21 protein-coding genes and 2 tRNA genes are annotated in these 21,348 nt (G+C 38.0%); 14 read left to right on the plus strand and 9 right to left on the minus strand.

From position 1 onward, the window contains the following. Positions 1-141: 141 nt before the first annotated feature. The 10 genes from HMPREF9073_RS05240 to glmS are packed head-to-tail and all read left to right on the plus strand — an operon-like array spanning position 142 to position 8,308. The gene (locus HMPREF9073_RS05240; protein ID WP_034555451.1) at positions 142-669 is read left to right on the plus strand and encodes a GNAT family N-acetyltransferase; all 528 of its coding nucleotides are present in this window, start codon (positions 142-144) and stop codon (positions 667-669) included. 2 nt (positions 670-671) lie between these two features. Continuing rightward, positions 672-1,217, plus strand: a complete 546-nt coding sequence (gene fic, locus HMPREF9073_RS05245; RefSeq protein WP_009412962.1) for a protein adenylyltransferase Fic — start codon at positions 672-674, stop codon at positions 1,215-1,217. Positions 1,218-1,238: 21 nt separating this feature from the next. Continuing rightward, entirely contained in the window at positions 1,239-1,976 is a 738-nt protein-coding gene (locus tag HMPREF9073_RS05250; protein ID WP_009412963.1) for a hypothetical protein, read from the plus strand. A 6-nt stretch (positions 1,977-1,982) separates the two neighbouring features. Next, positions 1,983-2,906: a DUF4300 family protein gene (locus tag HMPREF9073_RS05255; RefSeq protein WP_009412964.1), complete on the plus strand. Its 924-nt coding sequence runs from the start codon at positions 1,983-1,985 to the stop codon at positions 2,904-2,906. Positions 2,907-2,965: 59 nt separating this feature from the next. Then, on the plus strand, positions 2,966-4,270 hold the full coding sequence (gene der, locus HMPREF9073_RS05260; protein ID WP_009412965.1) for a ribosome biogenesis GTPase Der: 1,305 nt from the start codon (positions 2,966-2,968) through the stop codon (positions 4,268-4,270). A 27-nt stretch (positions 4,271-4,297) separates the two neighbouring features. Then, positions 4,298-4,603, plus strand: a complete 306-nt coding sequence (locus HMPREF9073_RS05265) for a nucleotidyltransferase family protein (RefSeq protein ID WP_009412966.1) — start codon at positions 4,298-4,300, stop codon at positions 4,601-4,603. Beyond that, positions 4,593-4,928 carry a DUF86 domain-containing protein gene (locus HMPREF9073_RS05270; protein ID WP_009412967.1) on the plus strand — a complete coding sequence of 112 codons (336 nt, stop codon included), beginning with the start codon at positions 4,593-4,595 and terminating at the stop codon, positions 4,926-4,928. Before HMPREF9073_RS05265 ends, HMPREF9073_RS05270 begins: the two co-directional genes overlap by 11 nt. Before the next feature lie 60 nt (positions 4,929-4,988). Further along, positions 4,989-5,966 (plus strand): D-alanine--D-alanine ligase, encoded by a 978-nt coding sequence (locus HMPREF9073_RS05275; RefSeq protein WP_009412968.1) that lies wholly within the window; start codon positions 4,989-4,991, stop codon positions 5,964-5,966. A 17-nt stretch (positions 5,967-5,983) separates the two neighbouring features. Then, a complete protein-coding gene (coaD, locus tag HMPREF9073_RS05280; protein WP_009412969.1) occupies positions 5,984-6,436 on the plus strand; it encodes a pantetheine-phosphate adenylyltransferase in 453 nt (150 codons plus the stop codon). Between the two features lie 30 nt (positions 6,437-6,466). Next, positions 6,467-8,308 (plus strand): glutamine--fructose-6-phosphate transaminase (isomerizing), encoded by a 1,842-nt coding sequence (glmS, locus tag HMPREF9073_RS05285; protein WP_009412970.1) that lies wholly within the window; start codon positions 6,467-6,469, stop codon positions 8,306-8,308. A gap of 59 nt (positions 8,309-8,367) precedes the next feature. Here the strand turns inward: glmS and HMPREF9073_RS05290 are convergent, their stop codons facing one another. Then, the gene (locus HMPREF9073_RS05290) at positions 8,368-8,724 is read right to left on the minus strand and encodes a DUF6567 family protein (protein ID WP_009412971.1); all 357 of its coding nucleotides are present in this window, start codon (positions 8,722-8,724) and stop codon (positions 8,368-8,370) included. 458 nt (positions 8,725-9,182) lie between these two features. On the opposite strand from HMPREF9073_RS05290, the gene HMPREF9073_RS05295 reads away from it, so the two are divergent. From HMPREF9073_RS05295 to HMPREF9073_RS05310, 4 genes are all read left to right on the plus strand, one after another. Beyond that, positions 9,183-10,793, plus strand: a complete 1,611-nt coding sequence (locus tag HMPREF9073_RS05295; protein WP_009412972.1) for an OstA-like protein — start codon at positions 9,183-9,185, stop codon at positions 10,791-10,793. 127 nt (positions 10,794-10,920) lie between these two features. After that, complete coding sequence (locus HMPREF9073_RS05300; RefSeq protein ID WP_009412973.1) at positions 10,921-11,793, plus strand: OmpA family protein; 873 nt, start codon at positions 10,921-10,923, stop codon at positions 11,791-11,793. 78 nt (positions 11,794-11,871) lie between these two features. Further along, positions 11,872-12,450, plus strand: a complete 579-nt coding sequence (locus HMPREF9073_RS05305; protein WP_009412974.1) for a Crp/Fnr family transcriptional regulator — start codon at positions 11,872-11,874, stop codon at positions 12,448-12,450. 77 nt (positions 12,451-12,527) lie between these two features. Next, the gene (locus HMPREF9073_RS05310; RefSeq protein ID WP_009412975.1) at positions 12,528-12,986 is read left to right on the plus strand and encodes a hypothetical protein; all 459 of its coding nucleotides are present in this window, start codon (positions 12,528-12,530) and stop codon (positions 12,984-12,986) included. Positions 12,987-13,180: 194 nt separating this feature from the next. Here HMPREF9073_RS05310 and HMPREF9073_RS05315 read toward each other — a convergent pair whose 3' ends face one another. The 8 genes from HMPREF9073_RS05315 to HMPREF9073_RS05350 form a co-directional block, all read right to left on the minus strand. Then, the gene (locus HMPREF9073_RS05315) at positions 13,181-14,302 is read right to left on the minus strand and encodes a hypothetical protein (RefSeq protein ID WP_009412976.1); all 1,122 of its coding nucleotides are present in this window, start codon (positions 14,300-14,302) and stop codon (positions 13,181-13,183) included. Positions 14,303-14,388: 86 nt separating this feature from the next. Then, the gene (gene rpsT, locus HMPREF9073_RS05320; protein ID WP_009412977.1) at positions 14,389-14,646 is read right to left on the minus strand and encodes a 30S ribosomal protein S20; all 258 of its coding nucleotides are present in this window, start codon (positions 14,644-14,646) and stop codon (positions 14,389-14,391) included. Positions 14,647-14,708: 62 nt separating this feature from the next. Continuing rightward, positions 14,709-14,780 (minus strand) — tRNA-Glu (locus HMPREF9073_RS05325). Positions 14,781-14,824: 44 nt separating this feature from the next. After that, positions 14,825-14,896 (minus strand) — tRNA-Glu (locus HMPREF9073_RS05330). Between the two features lie 184 nt (positions 14,897-15,080). Then, a complete protein-coding gene (locus HMPREF9073_RS05335; RefSeq protein WP_009412978.1) occupies positions 15,081-16,088 on the minus strand; it encodes a hypothetical protein in 1,008 nt (335 codons plus the stop codon). A gap of 26 nt (positions 16,089-16,114) precedes the next feature. Continuing rightward, the gene (locus tag HMPREF9073_RS05340; protein ID WP_009412979.1) at positions 16,115-18,631 is read right to left on the minus strand and encodes a DUF5686 and carboxypeptidase-like regulatory domain-containing protein; all 2,517 of its coding nucleotides are present in this window, start codon (positions 18,629-18,631) and stop codon (positions 16,115-16,117) included. Positions 18,632-18,678: 47 nt separating this feature from the next. After that, the gene (locus tag HMPREF9073_RS05345; RefSeq protein WP_009412980.1) at positions 18,679-20,238 is read right to left on the minus strand and encodes a UDP-glucose--hexose-1-phosphate uridylyltransferase; all 1,560 of its coding nucleotides are present in this window, start codon (positions 20,236-20,238) and stop codon (positions 18,679-18,681) included. Positions 20,239-20,277: 39 nt separating this feature from the next. Beyond that, a complete protein-coding gene (locus HMPREF9073_RS05350; protein WP_009412981.1) occupies positions 20,278-21,345 on the minus strand; it encodes an aldose epimerase family protein in 1,068 nt (355 codons plus the stop codon). Between the last annotated feature and the right edge of the window lie 3 nt (positions 21,346-21,348).

A 21,348-nucleotide genomic window follows, 5' to 3' on the forward strand; every position in this document is an offset into this window, starting at 1 on the left:
GCTGTGAGCCCTCGCTGGCTTTGTGGGAGATTTATAATATTTTTTCTGATTTTTAAATAATTACTTACGCCGAACTCACGTTAATTAATGGATTACTTATATCAAAGTAGAAAAACGCTTAAAACAATTATAACTAAGTTTATGGAAACACTTCATACAACACGCCTTTTGCTTCGCCCTTGGGAAATTACCGATGCCGAAGCCTTATACACACAAGCGCACAACCCTATTATAGGCAAGCGGTGCGGTTGGTCTCCTCACAAAAGTGTGGAGGAGAGCCGAGAGATTATTGAGGTTGTCCTTAGCAAGGCTCATAGTTTTGCTATTTGTCTGTCCAATAACACACCTATTGGTAGTATAGGCTTGCTTTTGCAAGGAGAGAGCAATCTCCCTATAGGAGAAAATGAAGCTGAAATAGGCTATTGGCTTGGAGAAGACTTTTGGGGTAAGGGCTATGTTACTGAAGCTACTCTAAGGGTAATACAATATGCTTTTGAAGAGTTGCACCTTACCCAGCTATGGGCAGGCGCATACGAGGAAAATATTGCCTCACAGCGAGTACTTGAAAAATGTGGATTCCGTTATCATCATACCCTTGAAGATTTCTTGTTTCCACTTATAGGAGAGAGACATACAAGCTTAGTATATACATTAAACAGAGAAAATTGAAGATGAATACTCAAGAAATCGACGCACAAAGTTTGCAAAATGCCTATCATCTTTTTGAGAGTGGGATTATAGAGCAGATAGAAGTAGGTACCACTAAAGGATTATGCGAGATACATCGCTATCTTTTTGAGGGGCTTTACGATTTTGCGGGTGAGATACGTCGGCTAAACATCAGCAAGGGCGGTTTTAAGTTTGCCAATGCGATGTTTTTGCACGCTATCCTACCCGTAATAGACCAAATGCCTGAAAATACTTTTGAAGAAATTGTAGCCAAATACGTAGAGATGAATATTGCCCACCCTTTTATGGAAGGCAACGGACGTGCTACTCGTATATGGCTCGACTTGATACTCAAAAAACGCTTAGGCAAAGTAGTGAATTGGCAACTGATAGATAAAGCTCCTTACCTCCAAGCAATGGAGCGTAGCCCTATTAACGATTTGGAATTGCGCTTTTTGTTGCAACCAGCCCTTACTGATAAAGTAAATGACCGTAAAGTAATTTTTAAAGGTATAGAACAGTCTTATTATTATGAGAGCAACATATAACTTTAATTATATCAAACAAATATGAAAAAACAAATAACCTTCTTATTGTTGTTCTGTTCTAAATTGCTCTTTTCGCAAGAGGAAAGCAAAGAAGAATTTTTTAATCAAGTATATAAGGATTTTATTCCTGAAGATTATGAATATTTTTACTTAGAACCGCCCTATATACCTTCAGCTTATGAATTTGAGTATGCAAAAGAAAAGCCTTTTTACGGTCGCAGCTCAGCATTATCTAACGATGCAGAAGGTGTTATAAAAGCTATTGAGGAGCGAAAAAAAAATCCAGAATCATCGTATTGGGACTTTCAAGTATTCAAAAAGGCAAGAGAATGTTTTCAAGATAGTTTATTACCATCATTTGATACTCAAGATTTTGTTTTTACAAAGAGAAACATAAAAGACAAAGAACGTTTTGTTCGTCCGCATACCTTTTTTGTAACTGTAAAATGGTATTGGAGTAAAAAAAGAAGAGAAAAAGAAGCTTGGAAAGTATACAAAAAATTGAAAGAACTTATTTACAGACCAGAAAAACTACAATGTTTCACTTTTTCAGAACCCATATTCTTTGATGGAGGAAATAAAGCATATTTTAGCTTTGGTAAATCCGACAAAAAGATAGATGCCGTTTATAAAAAAGAGAATGGCATTTGGAAAAAGGATTACTATAGTTCTATTATGAACATTTGTGGCGCAAGATTAATATATACTACTTATACTAAGGAAAAACATTTTAAAACTAAAAAGAAAAGTCTAAAATAACATCAAATGAAAAAACTTTTACTAATAACAATTCTCTCATTAGGAGCAATTTCTTGCCAGCAGAAGAAAGTAACAACTGAAAAGACAGCTGTTACTCTCACTTATTCTAATTTAGTAGATACCGCTACTCAAGACGAAGTGCAAAAAGCCCTTACAGCAGCGGGAATAGCTGAGCAAAATGTAGCCTCTTTTTTGGAGAGTGTAGCCCTTTTCAACCAAACAGTAGGCGATAAAGCAGGCTTAGTACCCAAAGGATTTGTAACTATTGATAGCCTGCTACCTAAGTATGATGAGGTTGCTATACAAAGCATTTGGACGTCTAAATACCCTATGTTTCAAGGTTATAACTGTCGTCTTACCTCTTTTACCCTCTTGCGTGATTTGATTGCTTTTCCTGCAGATAAAAAGTTTGCTACCAAAGAGGAAGACGAAGTACTTTTTATAGACCGAGAGTCCTTGAACAATACCCCTAAAAAGTTCTTTACCCCAGAGGAAGAAAACAACTTTTTCACCCTCTTTACCGAGGTGCCCACTACTAATACTAAAGATATAAACACTCATTTGCAGGCGATGCAACAGGCGTGGAAAGAACGCGGTATTGATTTCCGTTATAAAAACGACCCTACTAAGGCATCGCTCATATCGGCAGTCTTCCATTCCCAAATCACCCCAGAAGAGAACACTCTCTTTGTGGGACACGTAGGGGTATTAGTACCTTTTGAAGGCAAGCTACTCTTTATCGAAAAACTCGCTTTCCAAGAACCTTATCAGGCGATAAAATTTGCCAATCGCACTCAGCTCAGTGATTATTTAATGAACCGATATGATGTAGAGTGGGAGCAACCCAATGCCATTCCGTTTATAATGGAAAACGATGCTTTAATGGAAGGATATCGTCCTAATCCCTACAAAAAAGAACAGCGTTTATAAGAAGATAATTGCCATTTGTTAATTATTTTCTATCTTTGCAAAAAATAAGTAGGTATATTATGAGTGCTATAGTAGCTGTAGTGGGACGCCCCAATGTAGGTAAATCCACTTTTTTCAACCGTTTGATAAAACGCCGTGAGGCTATTGTGGACGCCGTGAGTGGCGTTACACGTGACCGCCATTATGGTAAAACCGACTGGAATGGGGTCTCTTTTTCTGTGATCGACACGGGTGGCTACTTAGCAGGTAGTGACGATTCTTTTGAGAAAGAAATCAACAAACAAGTCGCCTTAGCCATAGACGAAGCCGATGCGATTATCTTTATGGTAAACGTCGAAGAAGGACTTACCGGTATGGACGAAGCTGTAGCCGAGTTGTTGCGCAAATGCCATAAACCAATATTAGTAGCGGTAAACAAAGTGGATAGCAACAACCGTCGTAACGATATGCACGAATTTTATGCCTTAGGTTTTGAACATCTCTACGCCCTATCAAGTGTAAATGGTAGTGGTACAGGAGAGCTACTCGACGATTTGGTCGCTCTCTTGCCCGAAAAAGAAAAACAAGAAGAAAACCCCTTGCCTCGCTTTGCTGTAGTAGGGAGACCTAATGCGGGTAAATCGTCCTTTATCAACGCCCTTATAGGCGAAGACCGCTATATTGTTACCGATATTGCAGGCACTACACGCGATGCTATTGATACTAAGTACAACCGCTTTGGCTTTGAGTTCAACTTAGTTGATACAGCAGGTATCCGTCGTAAAGCCAAAGTGAAAGAGGACTTAGAGTTTTACTCGGTAATGCGTTCTATTCGCGCCATTGAACACTCCGATGTGTGTATTTTGATGCTCGATGCTACACGTGGTTTTGAAAGCCAAGATGCTAATATCTTCTGGTTGGCACAACGCAATCGCAAAGGCATCGTGATATTAGTAAACAAATGGGATTTGGTAGAGAAGGAAAACAATACGGCTAAACAGTACGAAGCAGCTATCCGCAAAGAAATAGAACCTTTCACCGATGTGCCCATCTTGTTTGTATCGGCATTAAATAAGCAACGTATCTATAAAGCTATAGAAACTGCGGTAGCAGTGTATAACAACCGCACCAAGCGTATCCCTACTCGCAAACTCAACGAGGTGATGTTGCCTATTATTGAGAACTATCCACCCCCTGCGATCAAAGGAAAATATGTCAAGATAAAGTTCTGTACTCAATTGCCCACACCTATGCCGCAATTTGCCTTCTTTGCTAATTTGCCACAATACGTAAAAGACCCCTACCGACGTTTTATAGAAAACAAACTCCGTGAAAACTTCGATTTTAACGGGGTACCTATTGATGTGTATTTCCGTCAGAAATAGTACTATTCTATTAGATTTTTATGTGTTATGAATCACTTTTTAGAACATAACAAAACAAAGATAGACACCTTGTGGAAAAACCACAAGGTGAAATCCTTATATGCTTTTGGTTCAGTGCTTACTCCAAAATTTAATGAGAATAGCGATATAGATCTGATTGTTGATTTCAAACAACAAGATATTTTAGAATATGCTTCTAACTATTTCAATTTAAAATTTGCCTTACAAGCTATTTTTAATCGAGAGATTGATTTATTAGAAGAAAAAGCAGTTAAAAACCCTTATTTTCTAGAGCATATCAACTCAAAAAAACAACTTATTTATGCAGATTGAAATAAAAGTTTGGCTATATGATGTGCTTAATGCTATTATTGAAATAGAAAGCTATTTTGAAGAACATACTACTTTTGAAGAATTTAAAAGCGACCTAAAAACCAAAAGAGCTGTAGAAAGAAATATTGAGATAATAGGAGAAGCTATGAATCGCATTTTAAAGAAAGATAACGAGATTCAAATTACACAAGCTCGGCAAATAGTTGATGTGCGAAATAGAATCATACACGGCTATGACACAGTGTCTGATGAAATTATTTGGGCAATAGTAATTCAATATATACCTATCCTTCATAATGAAGTGAGCTCCCTTTTAGATGAATAAAATTTGCAAGAGATATTAATCTCTAAAAAATAGAAAATATATAAAAAAATACTTGTAAAAGTGAAAAAAAATATAGCAATCATAATGGGAGGATACTCTAATGAAGCTCCCGTTTCTTTAAAGAGTGCTGCAGTAGTAGCCAAACATCTCAACCAAAATAAATATGTACCTTACCCCGTGCGTATCGACCGCGATAAATGGGTGTACGTAGATGCTCAAAACAACGAACACCCTATTGATAAAAACGACTTCTCGGTAACAGTAAACGGACGTAAAATTACTTTTGATGCTGTTTTCAATGCCATTCACGGTACCCCAGGTGAAGACGGTTATTTACAAGCCTATTTCAATTTGATTGGCTTACCGCTTACAGGATGCAGTATGTATGCTTCGGCTCTTACTTTCAACAAACGCGATATGCTATCGGTACTCAAACCTTTTGGCATTCTTTCAGCCCCTTCTTACTATCTCAACAAAGGAGAAGACTACAACACTGCTGATATTGTAGCCAAAGTAGGCTTACCTTGCTTTGTGAAGGCTAATAAATCAGGGAGTAGTTTTGGAGTGTATAAAGTATATGAAGAGGCTCAACTGCCTATGTATATAGACAAAGCATTTGAAGTAGACGACGAAATCCTCATCGAAAGTTTCCTAAAAGGTACTGAAATCTCTATCGGGGTAATCAACTATCGCGGGAAAATAAAAGTTCTTCCAATGACTGAGATAGTATCCGAAAATGATTTCTTCGATTATGATGCCAAGTATAACGGCAAGTCGCAAGAAATTACTCCTGCGCGTCTTTCTGCCGAAATGACTGCTAAAATTAACGCCTTGGCTGAACGTGTATACCGATTGTTGAAAATGGAAGGCTTCAGCCGAAGTGAGTTCATTATCGTAGGCGATACACCTTATTTGCTTGAGATGAATACCACACCAGGGCTTTCAGAAGCGAGTTTATTGCCTCAACAAGCTAAAGTAGCAGGCATCAGTCTTGAAGAACTATTCGAAAGCGAAATAGAACGAGTATTGAATCACTAACCATTAATCGTTAATCATTGAAAAGAGCTTTATTTCCAGGGTCGTTTGACCCCATTACCTTAGGTCATTACGATATTATTACTCGTGCTTTAGACCTATTCGATGAAATTGTGGTTGCCATAGGTGTTAATGGCGACAAAAATTATATGTTTACGGTAGAACAACGCAAAGAGTTTATCGAAAAAGCCTTTGCCGATGAACCCAAAGTAAAAGTTACTACCTATCAAGGACTTACGGTAGACTTCTGCAAAGAAATCGATGCTCAGTTCATCCTCAGAGGTTTGCGCAACCCAGCCGACTTTGAGTTCGAAAAAGCTATTGCACATACTAACCGCAAATTATCTCAAATAGAAACTGTCTTTTTACTTACGGCAGCGCGTACTTCGTTTATATCATCGTCTATTGTGCGCGATGTTATTCGCAATCACGGTGATTATACCGTATTAGTGCCCGAAAGTGTAAGAGTATAAATTAATAAATAATAAAAAGAACTTAAAAATATGTGTGGAATTGTAGGTTATTTAGGCAAACGCGCCGCTTTTCCCATCGTGATTGATGGTTTAAAACGCTTAGAGTATCGCGGATATGACAGCGCAGGTTTTATCTTAAACGCTGATCAGTTTTACGGAGAAAAAACCAAAGGCAAAGTATCCGATTTGGTAGCCAAGGCAGGAGAAAATGTTCCTACTTATGGCTGCGGTATGGGGCATACCCGTTGGGCTACTCACGGAGTACCTAACGATGTTAATTCGCATCCTCACCGCTCTAATTCTGGTAAAATAGCCATTGTACACAACGGAATTATTGAGAATTACGAAAGTATCAAGCAAAACCTCATCAAAGAGGGTTTTGTATTCCATTCTGATACTGATACTGAAGTATTAGTAAACTTCATCGAATACTTCAAAGAAAAAGAAAACGTCAATTTAGAAACCGCCGTGCGCTATGCGCTCAACGAGGTGGTGGGTGCTTTTGCCATTGCTGTAATGGAGGAAAGTAAACCTGAGGAAATAGTAGTAGCCCGCTTGGGTAGTCCATTGGTAATCGGGGTAGGTGACGGCGAGTTTTTCATCGCTTCCGATGCCTCTCCTTTTATAGAGTACACCCAAAACGCTGTGTATTTAGAAGATGGCGAAATGGCTACCATTCACCTCAACAAACCGTTGAAAGTGATTAAAATAGGCAGTAATGAGCAGGTGAGTCCGTTTGTACAACAACTCAAACTCAACCTCGAAGCAATTGAAAAAGGCGGATACGACCATTTTATGCTCAAAGAAATCTACGAGCAGCCTAAGTCTATCCAAGACACGATGCGCGGTCGCCTCTTGCCCAACCACTCTACCAAACTATCAGGAATAGATAATCATTTAGAGACCTTCCTCAATGCCAAACGTATTGTTATTGTAGCGTGTGGGACTTCGTGGCACGCAGGTTTAGTAGGTGAATATTTGTTAGAAGAATACGCGCGCATTCCTGTAGAAGTAGAGTACGCCTCAGAGTTCCGCTATCGTAACCCTATTATCAATAAGGGGGATATTGTCATTGCTATTTCACAATCAGGCGAGACCGCCGATACCTTAGCAGCCCTCAAATTAGCAAAAGAAAAAGGGGCTTTTATCTACGGTATTTGCAATGTGGTAGGTTCATCAATTGCGCGTATCACCCATTCAGGCACTTACACTCACGCAGGCCCTGAAATAGGGGTAGCTTCTACCAAAGCCTTTACCACCCAACTCACGGTGCTTACCCTTATCGCTTTGCATTTAGGACATAAAAAGGGTACCCTCAGTACGGAAACCTATCACCGTCTTTGCAAGGAATTAGAACGTGTGCCACAGTTGCTCGAAACCACTATCAAAACAGTCGATCACAAGATAGCCGAGATAGCCGAAAGCTACAAAACTGCTACCAATTGCTTGTATTTAGGTCGTGGTTTTAACTTCCCTACCGCTTTGGAAGGGGCTTTAAAACTCAAAGAAATATCCTATATTCACGCCGAAGGCTATCCTGCTGCCGAGATGAAACACGGGCCTATCGCCCTTATCGATGAGAATATGCCGGTGATATTTATCGCACCGTCTAAGGGACATTATGATAAGGTAGTTTCCAATGCGCAAGAGATAAAGGCGCGCAAAGGTAAAATTATAGCCGTAGTAACCGAAGGCGATACCCAAATGTCGGGCTTAGCAAACCACGTGATTGAAATACCCGAAATCAGTGAGGCGCTTACCCCTATTTTAGCTTCAGTACCTTTGCAGTTGCTGTCCTATTATATCGCTATCAAGCGCGGTTGTAATGTCGATCAACCTCGTAATTTAGCCAAATCAGTAACCGTAGAATAATTTACTAATAAAAAAAGAGTCAGTTTCCTAAAAATGTAAACTGACTCTTTTTACTTTTACTATTCAGTAAATTCGATTACGTCAGCTGAAACAGTTACTGTGTATTGCATACCAAACCAGAAAAAGAAAGAATGTATTTCTACAGTTTCATTGATAACCGCTCTAGAAGAGCCTACCAAATTGGCATTTTGAAGCATTTTAGCTCTTGCTTTTTCCACCAAAGCACGTTTTCCACCTCCTATAATAAGTAAATATTGATTAGAGGCTTCTCCTTTCACGTGTTCTACTACTTTAAAGTTATTTTTAGCCAATACCACTTGAGTAGTATGGTTGTTTACATTGTGTGATAACTCTCTTGTTACACCACAACTCGCTAACAGTAGTGCCAAAGCACTGAATAAAACGATTTTTTTCATTTGTTATTGATTTAATTTTAATGTTACAAAACGAATAAGAGCAACCTTTGAGCATAAAAAAAGCGTGAATGTTTTGGTTCACACTTTTAAAAAGGCTCTGGTATGCCCAAAAACAGGTATGTAACAAAAACAGTTCACGCCCTTATGGGGCGAGAAACATTTTGTTAATTCACCTCTGCTTTTTTATTGAATTTACCAGATTCTTTTAAAAAGGAATATTAACAACTTTCTCTTTAAATCTTATGTGTATTTTTCTATTCTTTTATATCTCAATTGTTTTTATTTGATGCAAAAATATGAATTAATTGGAAATTACAAATAATAAAAAACGATTTTTTCTAAAAATGAAGTTTTTGTAAATTCCAATAGGAAGAACAATTTGCCAATTAATTGTCAATTATCAATTGTTAATTATCAATTATTTACTATCTTTGCATTCTCAATGAAAACATTTCTGAATGAAAAAAACGTTTTTTTACATATTATTTTCAATGTTTACTCTTAGCTTGCAAAGCCTTGTGGCACAAACAAGCGAACCTAAAACTAAACGTATCGAAATTGTTTACGGAGGAGAGTTTACCATCGACAATGTGAAATACCCTGGTGCAACTATTTTTAAATCCGATGGACAGCGGGTACAATTCCGCCACCAAGGATTGGATGTGTGGTGCGATTTGGCAGTGCTCTATGAGGAAAAAAACGAGGTAATCGCTCACGGAAATGTGGTGTTGCAACAAGGCGATACCCTGCAGATGAACAGCCAATACGTATCCTACAAAGGAAATACTAAAACCGCTATAGCTAAAGAAAATGTAGTATTGCGCAACGGCAATATGACCCTCGAAACCCAAGAACTCTTCTTTGATCGCAATAAACAAGAAGCTTACTACAATAATTTCGGTAAAATTACCAATGCTGAAAATGAACTCACCAGCCAAACAGGCAAATATTATGTAACTACTAAAAAAAATCAGTTTACCAATTCAGTAAAGATTGTCAATCGCGATTTTACAGTCAATTCACAAGTGTTAGACTATTACCACAATTCGGGCAATGCCTATTTTTATGGTAAAACTACTATTGTGGGCGCTGATTACAAGGTGTATTGCGAACGCGGTTTTTACGATACACGTCGCGAACTGGGCTATTTTATGAAACACGCCAAAATAGAATACGACCTCAAAACCTTAGTAGGCGACAGCTTGTACTTTGATAAACGCCGACAGTTTTCCTCAGGTTCTAACAATATCTTCATTTCCGATACCATAAACAAAACCTTTGTACGTGGACATTACGGCGAAATTCACAAAGCTAAAGATTCAATGTTTATCACTAAAAAAGCAGTGGTAATTACGCTGGTAGAAAAAGATTCAATGTATATGCACGGCAAGCGCATTTTGGTAACGGGCAAACCCCAACACCGCGTGATTCGCGCCTACCCCGATGCCCGTATCTTCAAAAGCGATATGCAAGCCAAATGCGACTCTATCCACTCCGATGAAGCTAACGGGCTCACCCAATTGGTGGGCAAACCCGTAGCGTGGACAGGCGTAAGCCAGATGACGGGCGATAATATCCACCTGATTGCCAATACAAAAACTCAACAGTTAGACTCCCTCAAAGTGTTCAACAACGCTCTCGTGGTAGAAAAAGATACTTTAGGCGATGGGTATAACCAAGTGAAAGGAAAATTCTTGTACGGAAAGTTTAAACAAAACGCCTTACGACAAATAGACTTTCTGCAAAATACCGAGTCTATTTACTATGTGTACAACGATGCTAAAGAATTGGTAGGTATCAACAAACTCTCCTGTAGCCACATCAAACTTTATTTGGATAAAAAACAACAACTCCAACAAACTGTGTTTATTACACAACCTTCGGGGAATTTATACCCAGAAGAAAAGTTACACGTGAACGATCGCAAGTTTAAAGAATTTGTCTGGCGTGGCAACGAGCGTATTCATCGCAAAGAAGAGATTTACAGCGATGCCGAGAAAAAGATAAAACCTAAAGAAATAAAGGGAATGAAAACCCCTGAAGAGATAGATGAAGACGAAATGATATAGCCAATCCATCTCTGAAAAAAGAACTCAAAACCGCTAAAGAAAAAAACAAAGCCAAGCAAAAAACAAGTAAGAGATAATCTTGGCACTCTTATTGTAACATATTCATTAATTATAAAACATAAACTATATGAAAAAATTTATTATCGCACTATCGATGCTGGCATTAGTTACAACATCGTGTGTATCTAAAAAGAAGTATGCTGAGTTAGAAGCAAGAAACAAACAAACTGAAGATTTGCTAAACACTGCTACCGTGAAACTCAATATGTGTTTAGACGAAAAGAATAATTTGGCATATAAAATTGAGAGTTTGAAAAACCAAAATGATTTGCTCAAAGAGAACAACCAGCAGCTCATCAACAATATGGGTAACCTCACAACGCTTACCCAAAAAGGCGCTGAAAACCTCGAAAAATCATTAGAAAGCTTGCGCGAAAAAGATTTAACTATCAAAAACTTGCGCGATGCGGTTACCCGTCGTGACTCTGTAAACCTCGCCTTGGTACAAAGCCTCAAAGGTGTGTTGGGAAACTTAGACGACCAAGATGTAGATGTGAAAGTTGAAAAAGGAGTGGTATTTATCAATATTTCCGATAAAATGCTCTTTAGCAGTGGTAGCTACACTATCTCTAAAAACGCTAAGAGCGTACTCGAAAAAGTAGCTAAAGTAGTGAAAAACAAACCCGACTTTGAGTTTATGGTAGAAGGTCACACCGATAATGTAAACATCAAAACAGGTTGTATCCGCGACAACTGGGATTTGAGCGTAATGCGCGCTACCGAGATTGTACGTGTATTGCAAAAAGATTTCGGTGTTGCTCCTGAGCGTATGACCGCTGCCGGACGTAGCTACTACGTGCCATTAGCAAGCAATGGTGATGCTAACGGACGCGCTCTAAACCGCCGTACTCGTATTGTAGTATTGCCTAAACTCGACCAATTCTACACTATGATTGAAGAGGGAATGAAAGACCCTGCTATCGGTGGTAAAGGAAAATAATTACCAAATTTGAAAATTAGCAAATGAGATAGAAGTCAGCAGTTAGTTTTTACTAATTGCTGACTTTTTTGTATAGAAATGAATTATGAATTACTTTTAAACAAGATAAGGGAGTATATAACTCTTTCAAGAAGAGATTGTACTCTTATAGAAGAACTTTTTGTTCCTTTGTTTCTTTCCAAAGGAGAAGTACTATTGCAAGAAGGCAATATCTGTAAGTATTTTTATTATGTAAACAAGGGATTACTGAGGCAATTTATGAATTATGATGGAAAAGAACTTACTATACATTTTAACGAAGAGAATACTTTTGTTTGTGACTATGAGAGTTTTATAACTAAAATACCTTCCCAGAAAACAATTGTCGCTCTTGAAGATACTGTTTTGCAAATGATTTCTTATGCTAATCTACAACGATTTTACAAAGAAATAGAAGATGGTGAACGGTTTGGTAGGTTACTACTTGAAGAGACTTTTATTAAAGCTATACAATACATCATTTCGGGACTTACAGATACTCCCCAAGAGCGTTATTTGAAATTTATGAAACAATATAAAAATATTGAGCAACGAGTAGCACAGAAATACATAGCTTCGTTTGTAGGAGTTACTCCACAATCATTGAGTAGAATTAGAAGAAGAATAGCCTATCTGTAATTTATTACCCAAAGTTAATTTTTATCTCACCACTTCTGTGTTATTTTGCATCTCAGAAATTAAAAACAGAATAACAGATGAAAAGTAAAAATCTTCTTCAACGAGTAGCTCAATTTATTGCTATTGTGGGGCTTAGTTTATTAATAGGGAATATTTCGGCTTTTATAGCGATGAATATGCTTTCTATACCACAAGATACCTCATTCTTCTTATGGCAACGCCGATTTATAGATGCGATGGTTCAACTGGGAATGATTAAAGGAATGTGGTTGTTCCTTATAGGCAATATTGTAATTTACTTATGCCAAAGAACTCGGAAAAACTTACTATTGCTTATACTTTCAATTGCCGTATTTGTATTGGGTGAGTTTTTTATCATACCCTTATCTTACGAAACTTCACTTTTAGCTTTTCAGCAGTACGAAATGAACCAAGTTACTTCTGATTTTCTTACGGTAAAGCATAAAGAAGACGTTTTGGGAGGAGTCAACCTACTTTTATTGTTGATATATTGTGCGACTCGCACAGGCAATTAGTTAACAAATTTGAAAATTAGCAAATGAGATAGAAGTCAGTAGTTAGTTTTTACTAATTGCTGACTTTTTTGAATAGAAATGAATTACGAATTACTTTTAAACAAGAAGAATATGGGACTAATTTAAATTTTGAAAAAGCCAATAACATCTTATAAAGGTATTATTGGCTTTTAAATTAATGAATGTGTTTAGATTCAATTATTAGTTGAAGGAATAGAATCTTGTTGAGTATCGATATATTTCATACGATCGTCTAAGTCGTTGCTGTATATATTGTTGATACGAGCTATAATACTATTGAAAGTTTCTCCTAATAAAAAAATGTTGTTTTTAAGCTCATTTTCGTTGAAATCAGGATTGTTTTTAACATTATCGGCTAATGATTTAATTTGTGTTTGAAAAAGCCTGAAACGAGCTTTTACAGTAGGAACATCAATACGTTCGGGAAAAGTATCGCTGTTGAGTAGCTCTTTGAGAGCATCTTCTATTTGTACTAACCAAAAAAATACAGAGTAATAAGAGCTTTCAACATCGGAGTGTTCTCCTACAATCTTATCAGAAAATTTACCTACTTGATGAAAGTGTTTTGCAGGAAGTTCTAAAATAGAGCGGTATAGTATTACATTGTCGTTCTCTTTAGCATTTTCGTCTAAGGAAAGCCTAATGGCGTATGACGCTGATTTTTTTGGTAAAAAATTAATTTGGTAACTGTACCAATCGTCGGAGAGGGTAGTTCTTTTTACGTTGTTAGTAGAAGTGCTCAGGGTATCAAGGGCTAAAGTAGCGGATAACTCATTGTTTTCTCCTTCCAAAAAGTTCAGTTTTACATTGGGGTAATTCACTTTTTTCAAAACTACTGAAAAAGTATAAGGGATATTGGCTACCAAAAAGCGATGCCATTGTAGAAAACTTTCTGCGTTATTTTTCTTTTTTTCAAACCTGAAAACGGTATCTTTAGCAGCATCAGCTGGAGTTCTCCAATCGTGTTCTACAACGCTATTGATAACTTCAGTTTTGGAATTAACTGGATATAAACGGCTGTATATTAACAAGCTATCAGGATTGGAGAGCATCAAATCATCGGTGTTTTTAATCTTGGCAGGCGCCATAGAAACGATTACTTGCATCAGTGATTGGAAACTTTTCCAGTGTCTCATATCTTCCTGTGCTTTAGGTGTTAGGTCGATGAGTTTGAACTCTTCGAACTCTATAGACTTTGTTTTATGTGTTTGTTTTTCGTTATTATCTTGATTTGTGTTGTTACAAGAAACAAGTACTGATAGCAAAAAGAGTAGGGCATAAGATGTATATTTCATAATTTTATAAATTTAATATTAAAACACCAAAGCCAGATTTACTTGCATAAATCTGGCTATAAGTGATAAATCTAAAACCTAAATGACTATTTAGCTAATTTATTGATATGTTTAGCTAAACTGCTTTTTAAATTCGCTGCTTTATTAGCATGAATGATATTTCTCTTAGCGAGCTTGTCGATCATTGAAACTACTTTAGGGAAAAGTGTTTTAGCTTCTTCTACATTTTCTAAAGCACGTAGTTTTCTAACGGCATTACGAGCCGTTTTGTGTTGATAGCGATTGCGCAAGCGAGCTGCTTCGTTTCTTCTAATTCTTTTTAATGCTGATTTATGGTTTGCCATTTTCCTTTACTGATTTAATTTTAAGTTGTATCATTTAGATACGAATAGTGCATTTAGTGTAGTAGTCCGTAGGGGAATCGAACCCCTGTTACAAGGATGAAAACCTTGCGTCCTAACCCCTAGACGAACGGACCTTAAGTTTTTGTTTAACCGTTTAAAAAATTTAAATTATGGCTTGTAGTCCGTAGGGGAATCGAACCCCTGTTACAAGGATGAAAACCTTGCGTCCTAACCCCTAGACGAACGGACCAATTTGCTTTATTTAGGCATTGTTTCTCTCTCAATGCGGTGGCAAAAGTACTACTTTTTTTTATATCTGCAATTTTTTTTAGTACTTTTTTTTGAGAAAAGTTGTAGTTATTTTATAAGTGTCTTATAATTAACATCTTATAAGGTTTAAAATTTTTGTTATCAGTTGGTATTTTTTGATTATTTTAGGCTAATTTGAGTAGGAAATTGAGAGTGTCTACTCCATCGGCGTAGTCCCATAATTGGGGGGTTTGGGTTTCTCCGAAGGCTACTTCTTCAGTTGTAAAATTGTGTGCAACTACACATTGTATTTTTTCAGCATCGGTAGTGAGTTTTTCTTTTAAGCTATCTACATCAGTGTAGTATTCATAGAAAAGAGTAGCAATGGGAGAGCCATAGTGCTCATCTTCTTTTAGGAGTAAAAATCCGTTTTCGAGGAGCTGAAATAAACTCATTAGGTAAACGGCTTTGTTGTAGTCGTAGTTATTGGCGTATTTTTGTTCTTGAATGATATCTTTATAGGGGTAAATTGCTTGGAATAACAGGTTGAAGTCATATCCTTTAGGTACGAATAGTTTAGAAATACTTCGGCAACCTAAGCCGTAGTACAGAAAAATGTCTTTACCTAAAGCGAAAAGTTCTTCAGGGGTTTCTTTTCCGGTGAGTACGGCTACTGAATGGCGGTTTTTTCTTATAATATGGGGTTTCTTACCAAAGTAATACTCAAAATAGCGTGCAGTATTATCGCTACCTGTAGCTATTACCGCATCGTATTCAGTTACTTTATCATCTGTGAAAGTTACTGCTTCTGTCCATTCAGGTGCAAAAGTCTTCATCTGTGTTATAAGGTAGGGAAGTAGTACGCAGTCGTTGCTGGAGAGCTTCACGATTGCCTTATGCCCTGTTATCAATACGCATAACAAATCGTGTAAGCCTACCAAAGGTAGATTGCCAGCCATTATAATCAATATTTTTTTAGACGAAGTAGTTTGTGGTAATTGATATTGCGACAGCCATTGTTTTACATTGTTTTCGCTGAGGGCATCACTCCACGATTTAAAGGCAAATATTACATTAGCACGCGTAAACCAACTGTTCTGCTGTTCCGCTTTCTCAAATATATCGTTGAATTGTTCGGTTTTAGAAAGCAGTTCCCCTAACCGAACTAAGTTGTTTATATTTCGTTGCTTCATTAGAAAGTATCTATTTTACCTTTTACTTAAAATGATGGTACTATTCCAATCCGTACACCAAACTTAGGATTCCGTACCCCATTCACATCATTGAAATCGTTGCGCCATACGAAATCTACTCGTATAAAGCGAAAGTTGCCTAACCCTATGTTCTCAATACCAAAGCCGTATTCCCAATAGAGTTTTTCGGGTGAATTAAATACAATATTGGTGATATTAGCGTTTTTGTTCCTGTCGGAGAGGGTTCCATAAGCAAATCGACCGAATATCAAGCTTTTGAATCGTGTTTTTTGTAAGAAAGGAATACGATTGAACAAGAAACCATCGAAATGATGTTCAAAATATCCATTGATATAGGTATCAGTGATAAAATCGTAGTAATCCAAAAGTGCAAAGGTGTTAGGAGCTGATGAATACGATTGGTTAGCGGGGGTGGGAGCTAAAGCAATAAGTGGTGCTGTACCAAATACTTTTCCAGCTTCAATATTGGCGTGGAAAATGCCATAACCAAAGAGAGGAATGGGTTTGTAAAGCATCATTTGCACTTTGTCGTAATCAAACTTGCTGTTTATCACCCCATCTACCCCTTTAGAATATTTGAGGGTGTACAAAGGGAAGAGTTTTTTGCCATAACGTTGTTCTACACCATAACCAAATACTTTTCGGTAAGGGGTGAAAGAGAGTTGTAGCCCTGTATAGAAGTTGTCGTACTCGTGAATTACATTACCTGTTTTAGGATTTTGGTAGGCAATGAGGAAGTTATCTTCACTTGCGGAAGAGAGTTTTTGGTAAGTACCAAATATTGAAAATTGCAAGTTAGGAATGATATCGTAATTAATTACCCCTTGTATTTTTTTGTTGCGGGTGAGGTAGTAATTCTCACCACGTGCAATGATGAAGTTAGTAGTTTTTTCGAAATTCAGTTCAGTATCGTCGTGCATTACAAAGGTACCCAATTGCAAATTATCGTTCTGATAACCAGCTCCGAGGGTGATGCGTGGACTGTGAGAAAGGAGGTATTTACCACTGAATCCGTACTTAAACTGTTTGTCTCTCAATCCATAAGCACCATATACATAGGTACGAAAGCGATCGTCGGTAGAGATGAAGGAACGGAATCCTGCACGCAAACGCAAGCCCTCAACATTGTTACTTGAGAAAGTTTGCCAGAATCTACCAAATTGTAGGTAATTACCAATGGGGATGTAACCTGAAGTTACCACATCGGTTACATCGCCTATCATTTTGATACGTCTATTGCTTCCCACCTCACGAATTAGGAGTTTGGTTTTGGTGAGGTCAGCCCCTCCCAAGGTATTGTTATCCCAATAAGTATCATCCTTATGAAACTGATCTTTAGCTGTTTTCACTACTTGTTGGTCGTAAAATTCAGCAGTTTTAGATTTGTTCAATAATATATCGGAATAATCGATAAAGTTCTTTACATAAAGTCCTTTTTCTTCATCTTTTTTGGTAAGTAATGTAAAATCACCTTCTTGAATTTCGCGTTCGGGTAAGTATATACTATCGTTGGCGATGGTAAAGTATTTTTCAAATGAGAGTCGGCGTACTAAGTTGATATTGGTTTTAGGGGTGGTGTGCATTTGTATAGCACTCACTATAAAGGTTTTGGTATCTACATCAAATTGCCCTTGCAAAGCTAAATCTTGATCATCACGTGGGAAGAAGTTGATGCGATAGAATTGGCGTTCATCTTTTTGAATCGTATCGCTGAGTACATATAGATACACACCATAGCCAAATTCGGAAAGTGGACTCACGAACGGTTTGTTGAGTATCATATAAGTATTGTCATAAATCTCAAACTCGTCAAACGATTGGCTCACACGTTCCAAACCAAAACCTTGTTGCACAATGCCTTGGGAACGTTCGGCTTCTATGTCTACACGCTTTTTACCCAACTGATTGTCACCGTACACCGTTTCTATTTTTTCGGTGAGGTACATAGGGAGTGAGAAAGTTTCTTTGTATTTTTTCTCTGATAGGATTTTTCTAATAGTATCGTATTCTTTGCCTAAGGCTTTTTTGAGGAAGACAGTATCGAGGTTGTTCACCCCTAACTCGGTAGTAGTATGTTTTTTATACTGATAAGCTGTTGCATTTTGCAATCCGCGTTTCTTTTTGTTTTTCCAAATGCCTTGCAAAACGGTATAGGCAGGATTTTCTTTTTTAGAAAGTGCCTTTTTAGGTTTAGCCACAATAGTTACTGCGTCTAACTGTTCACCTTCTACGAGTACTACTACCAATCCTTTGGTGTTATCTTTTTCCAAATGAATTTTTTTGGTGGTGTACCCTATGAATGATACCTCTAATTCTCTTTGTTTTTTTTCGGAGTATAGAGAAAAACGCCCTTCATCATCGGTATAAGCGCCGATAGTAGTTTTAGGGAATAACACATTAGCAAAAGCTATAGGTTGGCCATTTTCGTCAATTACTTTACCCGATACGTGCGTTTGAGCCCATAGGTAAGAACCAAAGGGTGCAAAAGCACACAAAAAGAGCAGTAAGAAGTGTTTTTTCATCGTATAAAAGTTAATATTAAAACGCAAAAATACAAATAATTAGCAAATTAGCAAATTTGGTTCACGAATTTCCTAAATCCTTCCTCACCTTCAGGAGTATGTTTGAACACACCACAATTCTCCAATACTTCACAGAAAGTATCACCTATACACCTATTGATAAACTCGTCTAAATTGTCGATTGAGAGTGGGGTAGGAGAGATATTCACATAACGTTCTAACCACTGAGTGTGTTTTTGCAAAGCAGAGTCATCATTCATTTGGGTATATACAGTGCTGAAAGCGTTACCAGCTGTAATGGCTTCACTAAGCAAGGTTTTAATGCTCGCCATTTCAGTCTTTAACCTACCGGGTAAAATCGCTAAGCCCATCACCTCAATAATCCCAATGTTCTCTTTTTTGATATTGTGCAGATGTTCGTAAGGGTGAAAGATACCCATAGGGTGCTGGGCATTGGTGCGGTTGTTGCGCAAAGCCAAATCGAGTTCATATTTGCCGTTTTTAAAACGTGCCACAGGGTTTACCGTATTGTGACGCACACCCTCAGTATGCGAGTAGATGCCTAATGATTCATCGCTGTAATTTATCCACGATTGCAAGATTACATCGGCTAAGACGATGAGGCGGTCTTTCTCACCGCGCAATCGCAATACGCTCATAGGCCAATTTACGATGCCTGCTTCCACATCTTCAAAGCCTTTGAAGCTCACGCGTTCTTTTATGGTAGCTTTTTCCATAGGGAAAACGTGTCGTCCACCTTGAAAGTGGTCGTGTGAGAGGATAGAGCCTCCCACAATAGGTAAATCGGCATTAGAGCTGAGAAAGTAATGAGGGAATTGCTCTACAAAGCCCAATACGTGCTCAAAGCAAGCCTTGTCAATCTTCATCGGGCGATGCTCACTCGAAAAGACGATACAATGCTCGTTGTAATAGATGTAGGGGGAGTATTGAAAAAACCATTCCTCATTGGCTAAATCTAGCTTAATCGTGCGCAAGTTTTGCCTACCAGCGTGATTTACACGTCCCATATAGCCTTCGTTCTCTTTACAGAGCAAACATTTTGGGTAGTTAGTTGCTACCACATCTTTTTGGGCAGCAATATCACGAGGGTCTTTCTCTGGCTTAGAAAGGTTGATAGTAATCTCTAAATTGCCATAGGGGCTATTGTGTTTCCACAGAATGTTCTTAGCAATTCTATCGGTGCGTATGTAGTTGCTTTGCTTGTTGAGCTCATAAAACTGTTGGGTTGCCTGCTCTTTGCTCCTTTGGTAAGTATGCCAAAAATCGTTGCGAATCACAGAAGTACGAGGTAATACCTGTCCCATAATCTTAGAGTTCAGTAGGTCGCGGAAAGTAAGCGTATCGGTAGTGAGGGTGCCGTTCTCAGCTGCCCACTGCACTAAGCGGTCGAGTACTTCCGTAGGATAAGTTATCTGGGCTACCTCTTTAGCGATTTGAGCTTGCTCTTCTTTTGTAAACTCGGTATAACTATCGCAACCAATACTTTCCAAAACAGCATTGGTAACAAGAATACGGTCGTCTTCCTTCACCAAGTTATGAAGTACCGCATAACTGATGAGCTTTTCTACTTCAATATAAACTTTCACGATTAATAATTATCAATTAATAATTAACAAGACTATTTGTTATTTAATAAGAAACTTATAAACGGTTTCTTGCTTGTACACTTCCCCTTTTTCTAAGGGTTTTACCCCAAACTTCGGCTGATTGATGCCATCGGGGAAATCTTGCATCTCAATAGCTACACCTACAAATCGTGGGTTTTTTGATGGTTTTTCTTTGGCAGTACATACCTTATCGAATACAGGTACATCGTCCAAAAAGTTACCAGTGTAAATCACAGCCACACGCTGGGTAGTATAGGCTTCCATAGTAATACCACTGTGAGGAGAATGTAATACCAACTGAGGAGCACCATTGAGTCCGCTGTGGTTGAGCACAAAGGGGTGGTCGTAGGCACGAGTAATTTCGAATTGAGGGTGACCTTCAGCAATACCCTCAGCGATAACTTTACCTTTGCGGAGGTCGAAAGTAGTACCTTTTACAGCTATGTAATTACCGGTAGGAATCAATCCTTCTGCCAATTCACAAATATTATCAGCAGCGATTTGTAGTACTTGGGTATCGCCATTCATTTCCATATCACCTGAAAGATTGAAATAACTGTGGTTGGTGATATTGAGGTAGGTTTTGGCATCGGCAACGGCTTCGTAAGCAATATGCAGACTGTTGTCATCAGTGATGGTGTAAATCACTTTGAAATCTACCTTTGCAGGGTAGCCTTCTTCACCATTAGGACTTGTGTAGTGCATTTCTAAACCATTAGCGAGCTCTTTTACTTCAAAGATTTTACTGCTAAAACCTTCTTTACCACCGTGCAATGAGTTTTCACCATTGTTTTTAAATAGGGGATAGGTTTTCCCGTCGATAGTGAAAGTAGCGTTGTGAATACGCCCTGAAGTGCGCCCTATGGTAGCTCCATTATAAGCGCCATTACCTATGTAATCTTCCAAATGCGCATAGCCTAATACTACGTTTTTCAGTACGTTGTGCTTATCTTTTACAGCTATTTCGGTAATAGTACCGCCTAAGTTCAAAACAGACACGCGAAAGCCGTTTGCGTTCTGTAAGGTATATTGATAGACAGCCTGTCCGTTGTGAGTACCGAACAGGCTTTTGTTGATGGTTATCATACT

Origin of the sequence: Capnocytophaga sp. oral taxon 326 str. F0382, assembly GCF_000318295.1 — a bacterium.
Lineage (GTDB): Bacteria > Bacteroidota > Bacteroidia > Flavobacteriales > Flavobacteriaceae > Capnocytophaga > Capnocytophaga periodontitidis.

Bases quoted from the DNA above. Each gene is read 5' to 3' on its own strand.
- HMPREF9073_RS05240 (WP_034555451.1), top strand. From the start codon at position 142: ATGGAAACACTTCATACAACACGCCTTTTGCTTCGCCCTTGGGAAATT.
- fic (WP_009412962.1), top strand. From the start codon at position 672: ATGAATACTCAAGAAATCGACGCACAAAGTTTGCAAAATGCCTATCAT.
- HMPREF9073_RS05250 (WP_009412963.1), top strand. From the start codon at position 1,239: ATGAAAAAACAAATAACCTTCTTATTGTTGTTCTGTTCTAAATTGCTC.
- HMPREF9073_RS05255 (WP_009412964.1), top strand. From the start codon at position 1,983: ATGAAAAAACTTTTACTAATAACAATTCTCTCATTAGGAGCAATTTCT.
- der (WP_009412965.1), top strand. From the start codon at position 2,966: ATGAGTGCTATAGTAGCTGTAGTGGGACGCCCCAATGTAGGTAAATCC.
- HMPREF9073_RS05265 (WP_009412966.1), top strand. From the start codon at position 4,298: ATGAATCACTTTTTAGAACATAACAAAACAAAGATAGACACCTTGTGG.
- HMPREF9073_RS05270 (WP_009412967.1), top strand. From the start codon at position 4,593: ATGCAGATTGAAATAAAAGTTTGGCTATATGATGTGCTTAATGCTATT.
- glmS (WP_009412970.1), top strand. From the start codon at position 6,467: ATGTGTGGAATTGTAGGTTATTTAGGCAAACGCGCCGCTTTTCCCATC.
- HMPREF9073_RS05290 (WP_009412971.1), bottom strand. From the start codon at position 8,724: ATGAAAAAAATCGTTTTATTCAGTGCTTTGGCACTACTGTTAGCGAGT.
- HMPREF9073_RS05295 (WP_009412972.1), top strand. From the start codon at position 9,183: ATGAAAAAAACGTTTTTTTACATATTATTTTCAATGTTTACTCTTAGC.
- HMPREF9073_RS05300 (WP_009412973.1), top strand. From the start codon at position 10,921: ATGAAAAAATTTATTATCGCACTATCGATGCTGGCATTAGTTACAACA.
- HMPREF9073_RS05305 (WP_009412974.1), top strand. From the start codon at position 11,872: ATGAATTATGAATTACTTTTAAACAAGATAAGGGAGTATATAACTCTT.
- HMPREF9073_RS05310 (WP_009412975.1), top strand. From the start codon at position 12,528: ATGAAAAGTAAAAATCTTCTTCAACGAGTAGCTCAATTTATTGCTATT.
- HMPREF9073_RS05315 (WP_009412976.1), bottom strand. From the start codon at position 14,302: ATGAAATATACATCTTATGCCCTACTCTTTTTGCTATCAGTACTTGTT.
- rpsT (WP_009412977.1), bottom strand. From the start codon at position 14,646: ATGGCAAACCATAAATCAGCATTAAAAAGAATTAGAAGAAACGAAGCA.
- HMPREF9073_RS05335 (WP_009412978.1), bottom strand. From the start codon at position 16,088: ATGAAGCAACGAAATATAAACAACTTAGTTCGGTTAGGGGAACTGCTT.
- HMPREF9073_RS05340 (WP_009412979.1), bottom strand. From the start codon at position 18,631: ATGAAAAAACACTTCTTACTGCTCTTTTTGTGTGCTTTTGCACCCTTT.
- HMPREF9073_RS05350 (WP_009412981.1), bottom strand. From the start codon at position 21,345: ATGATAACCATCAACAAAAGCCTGTTCGGTACTCACAACGGACAGGCT.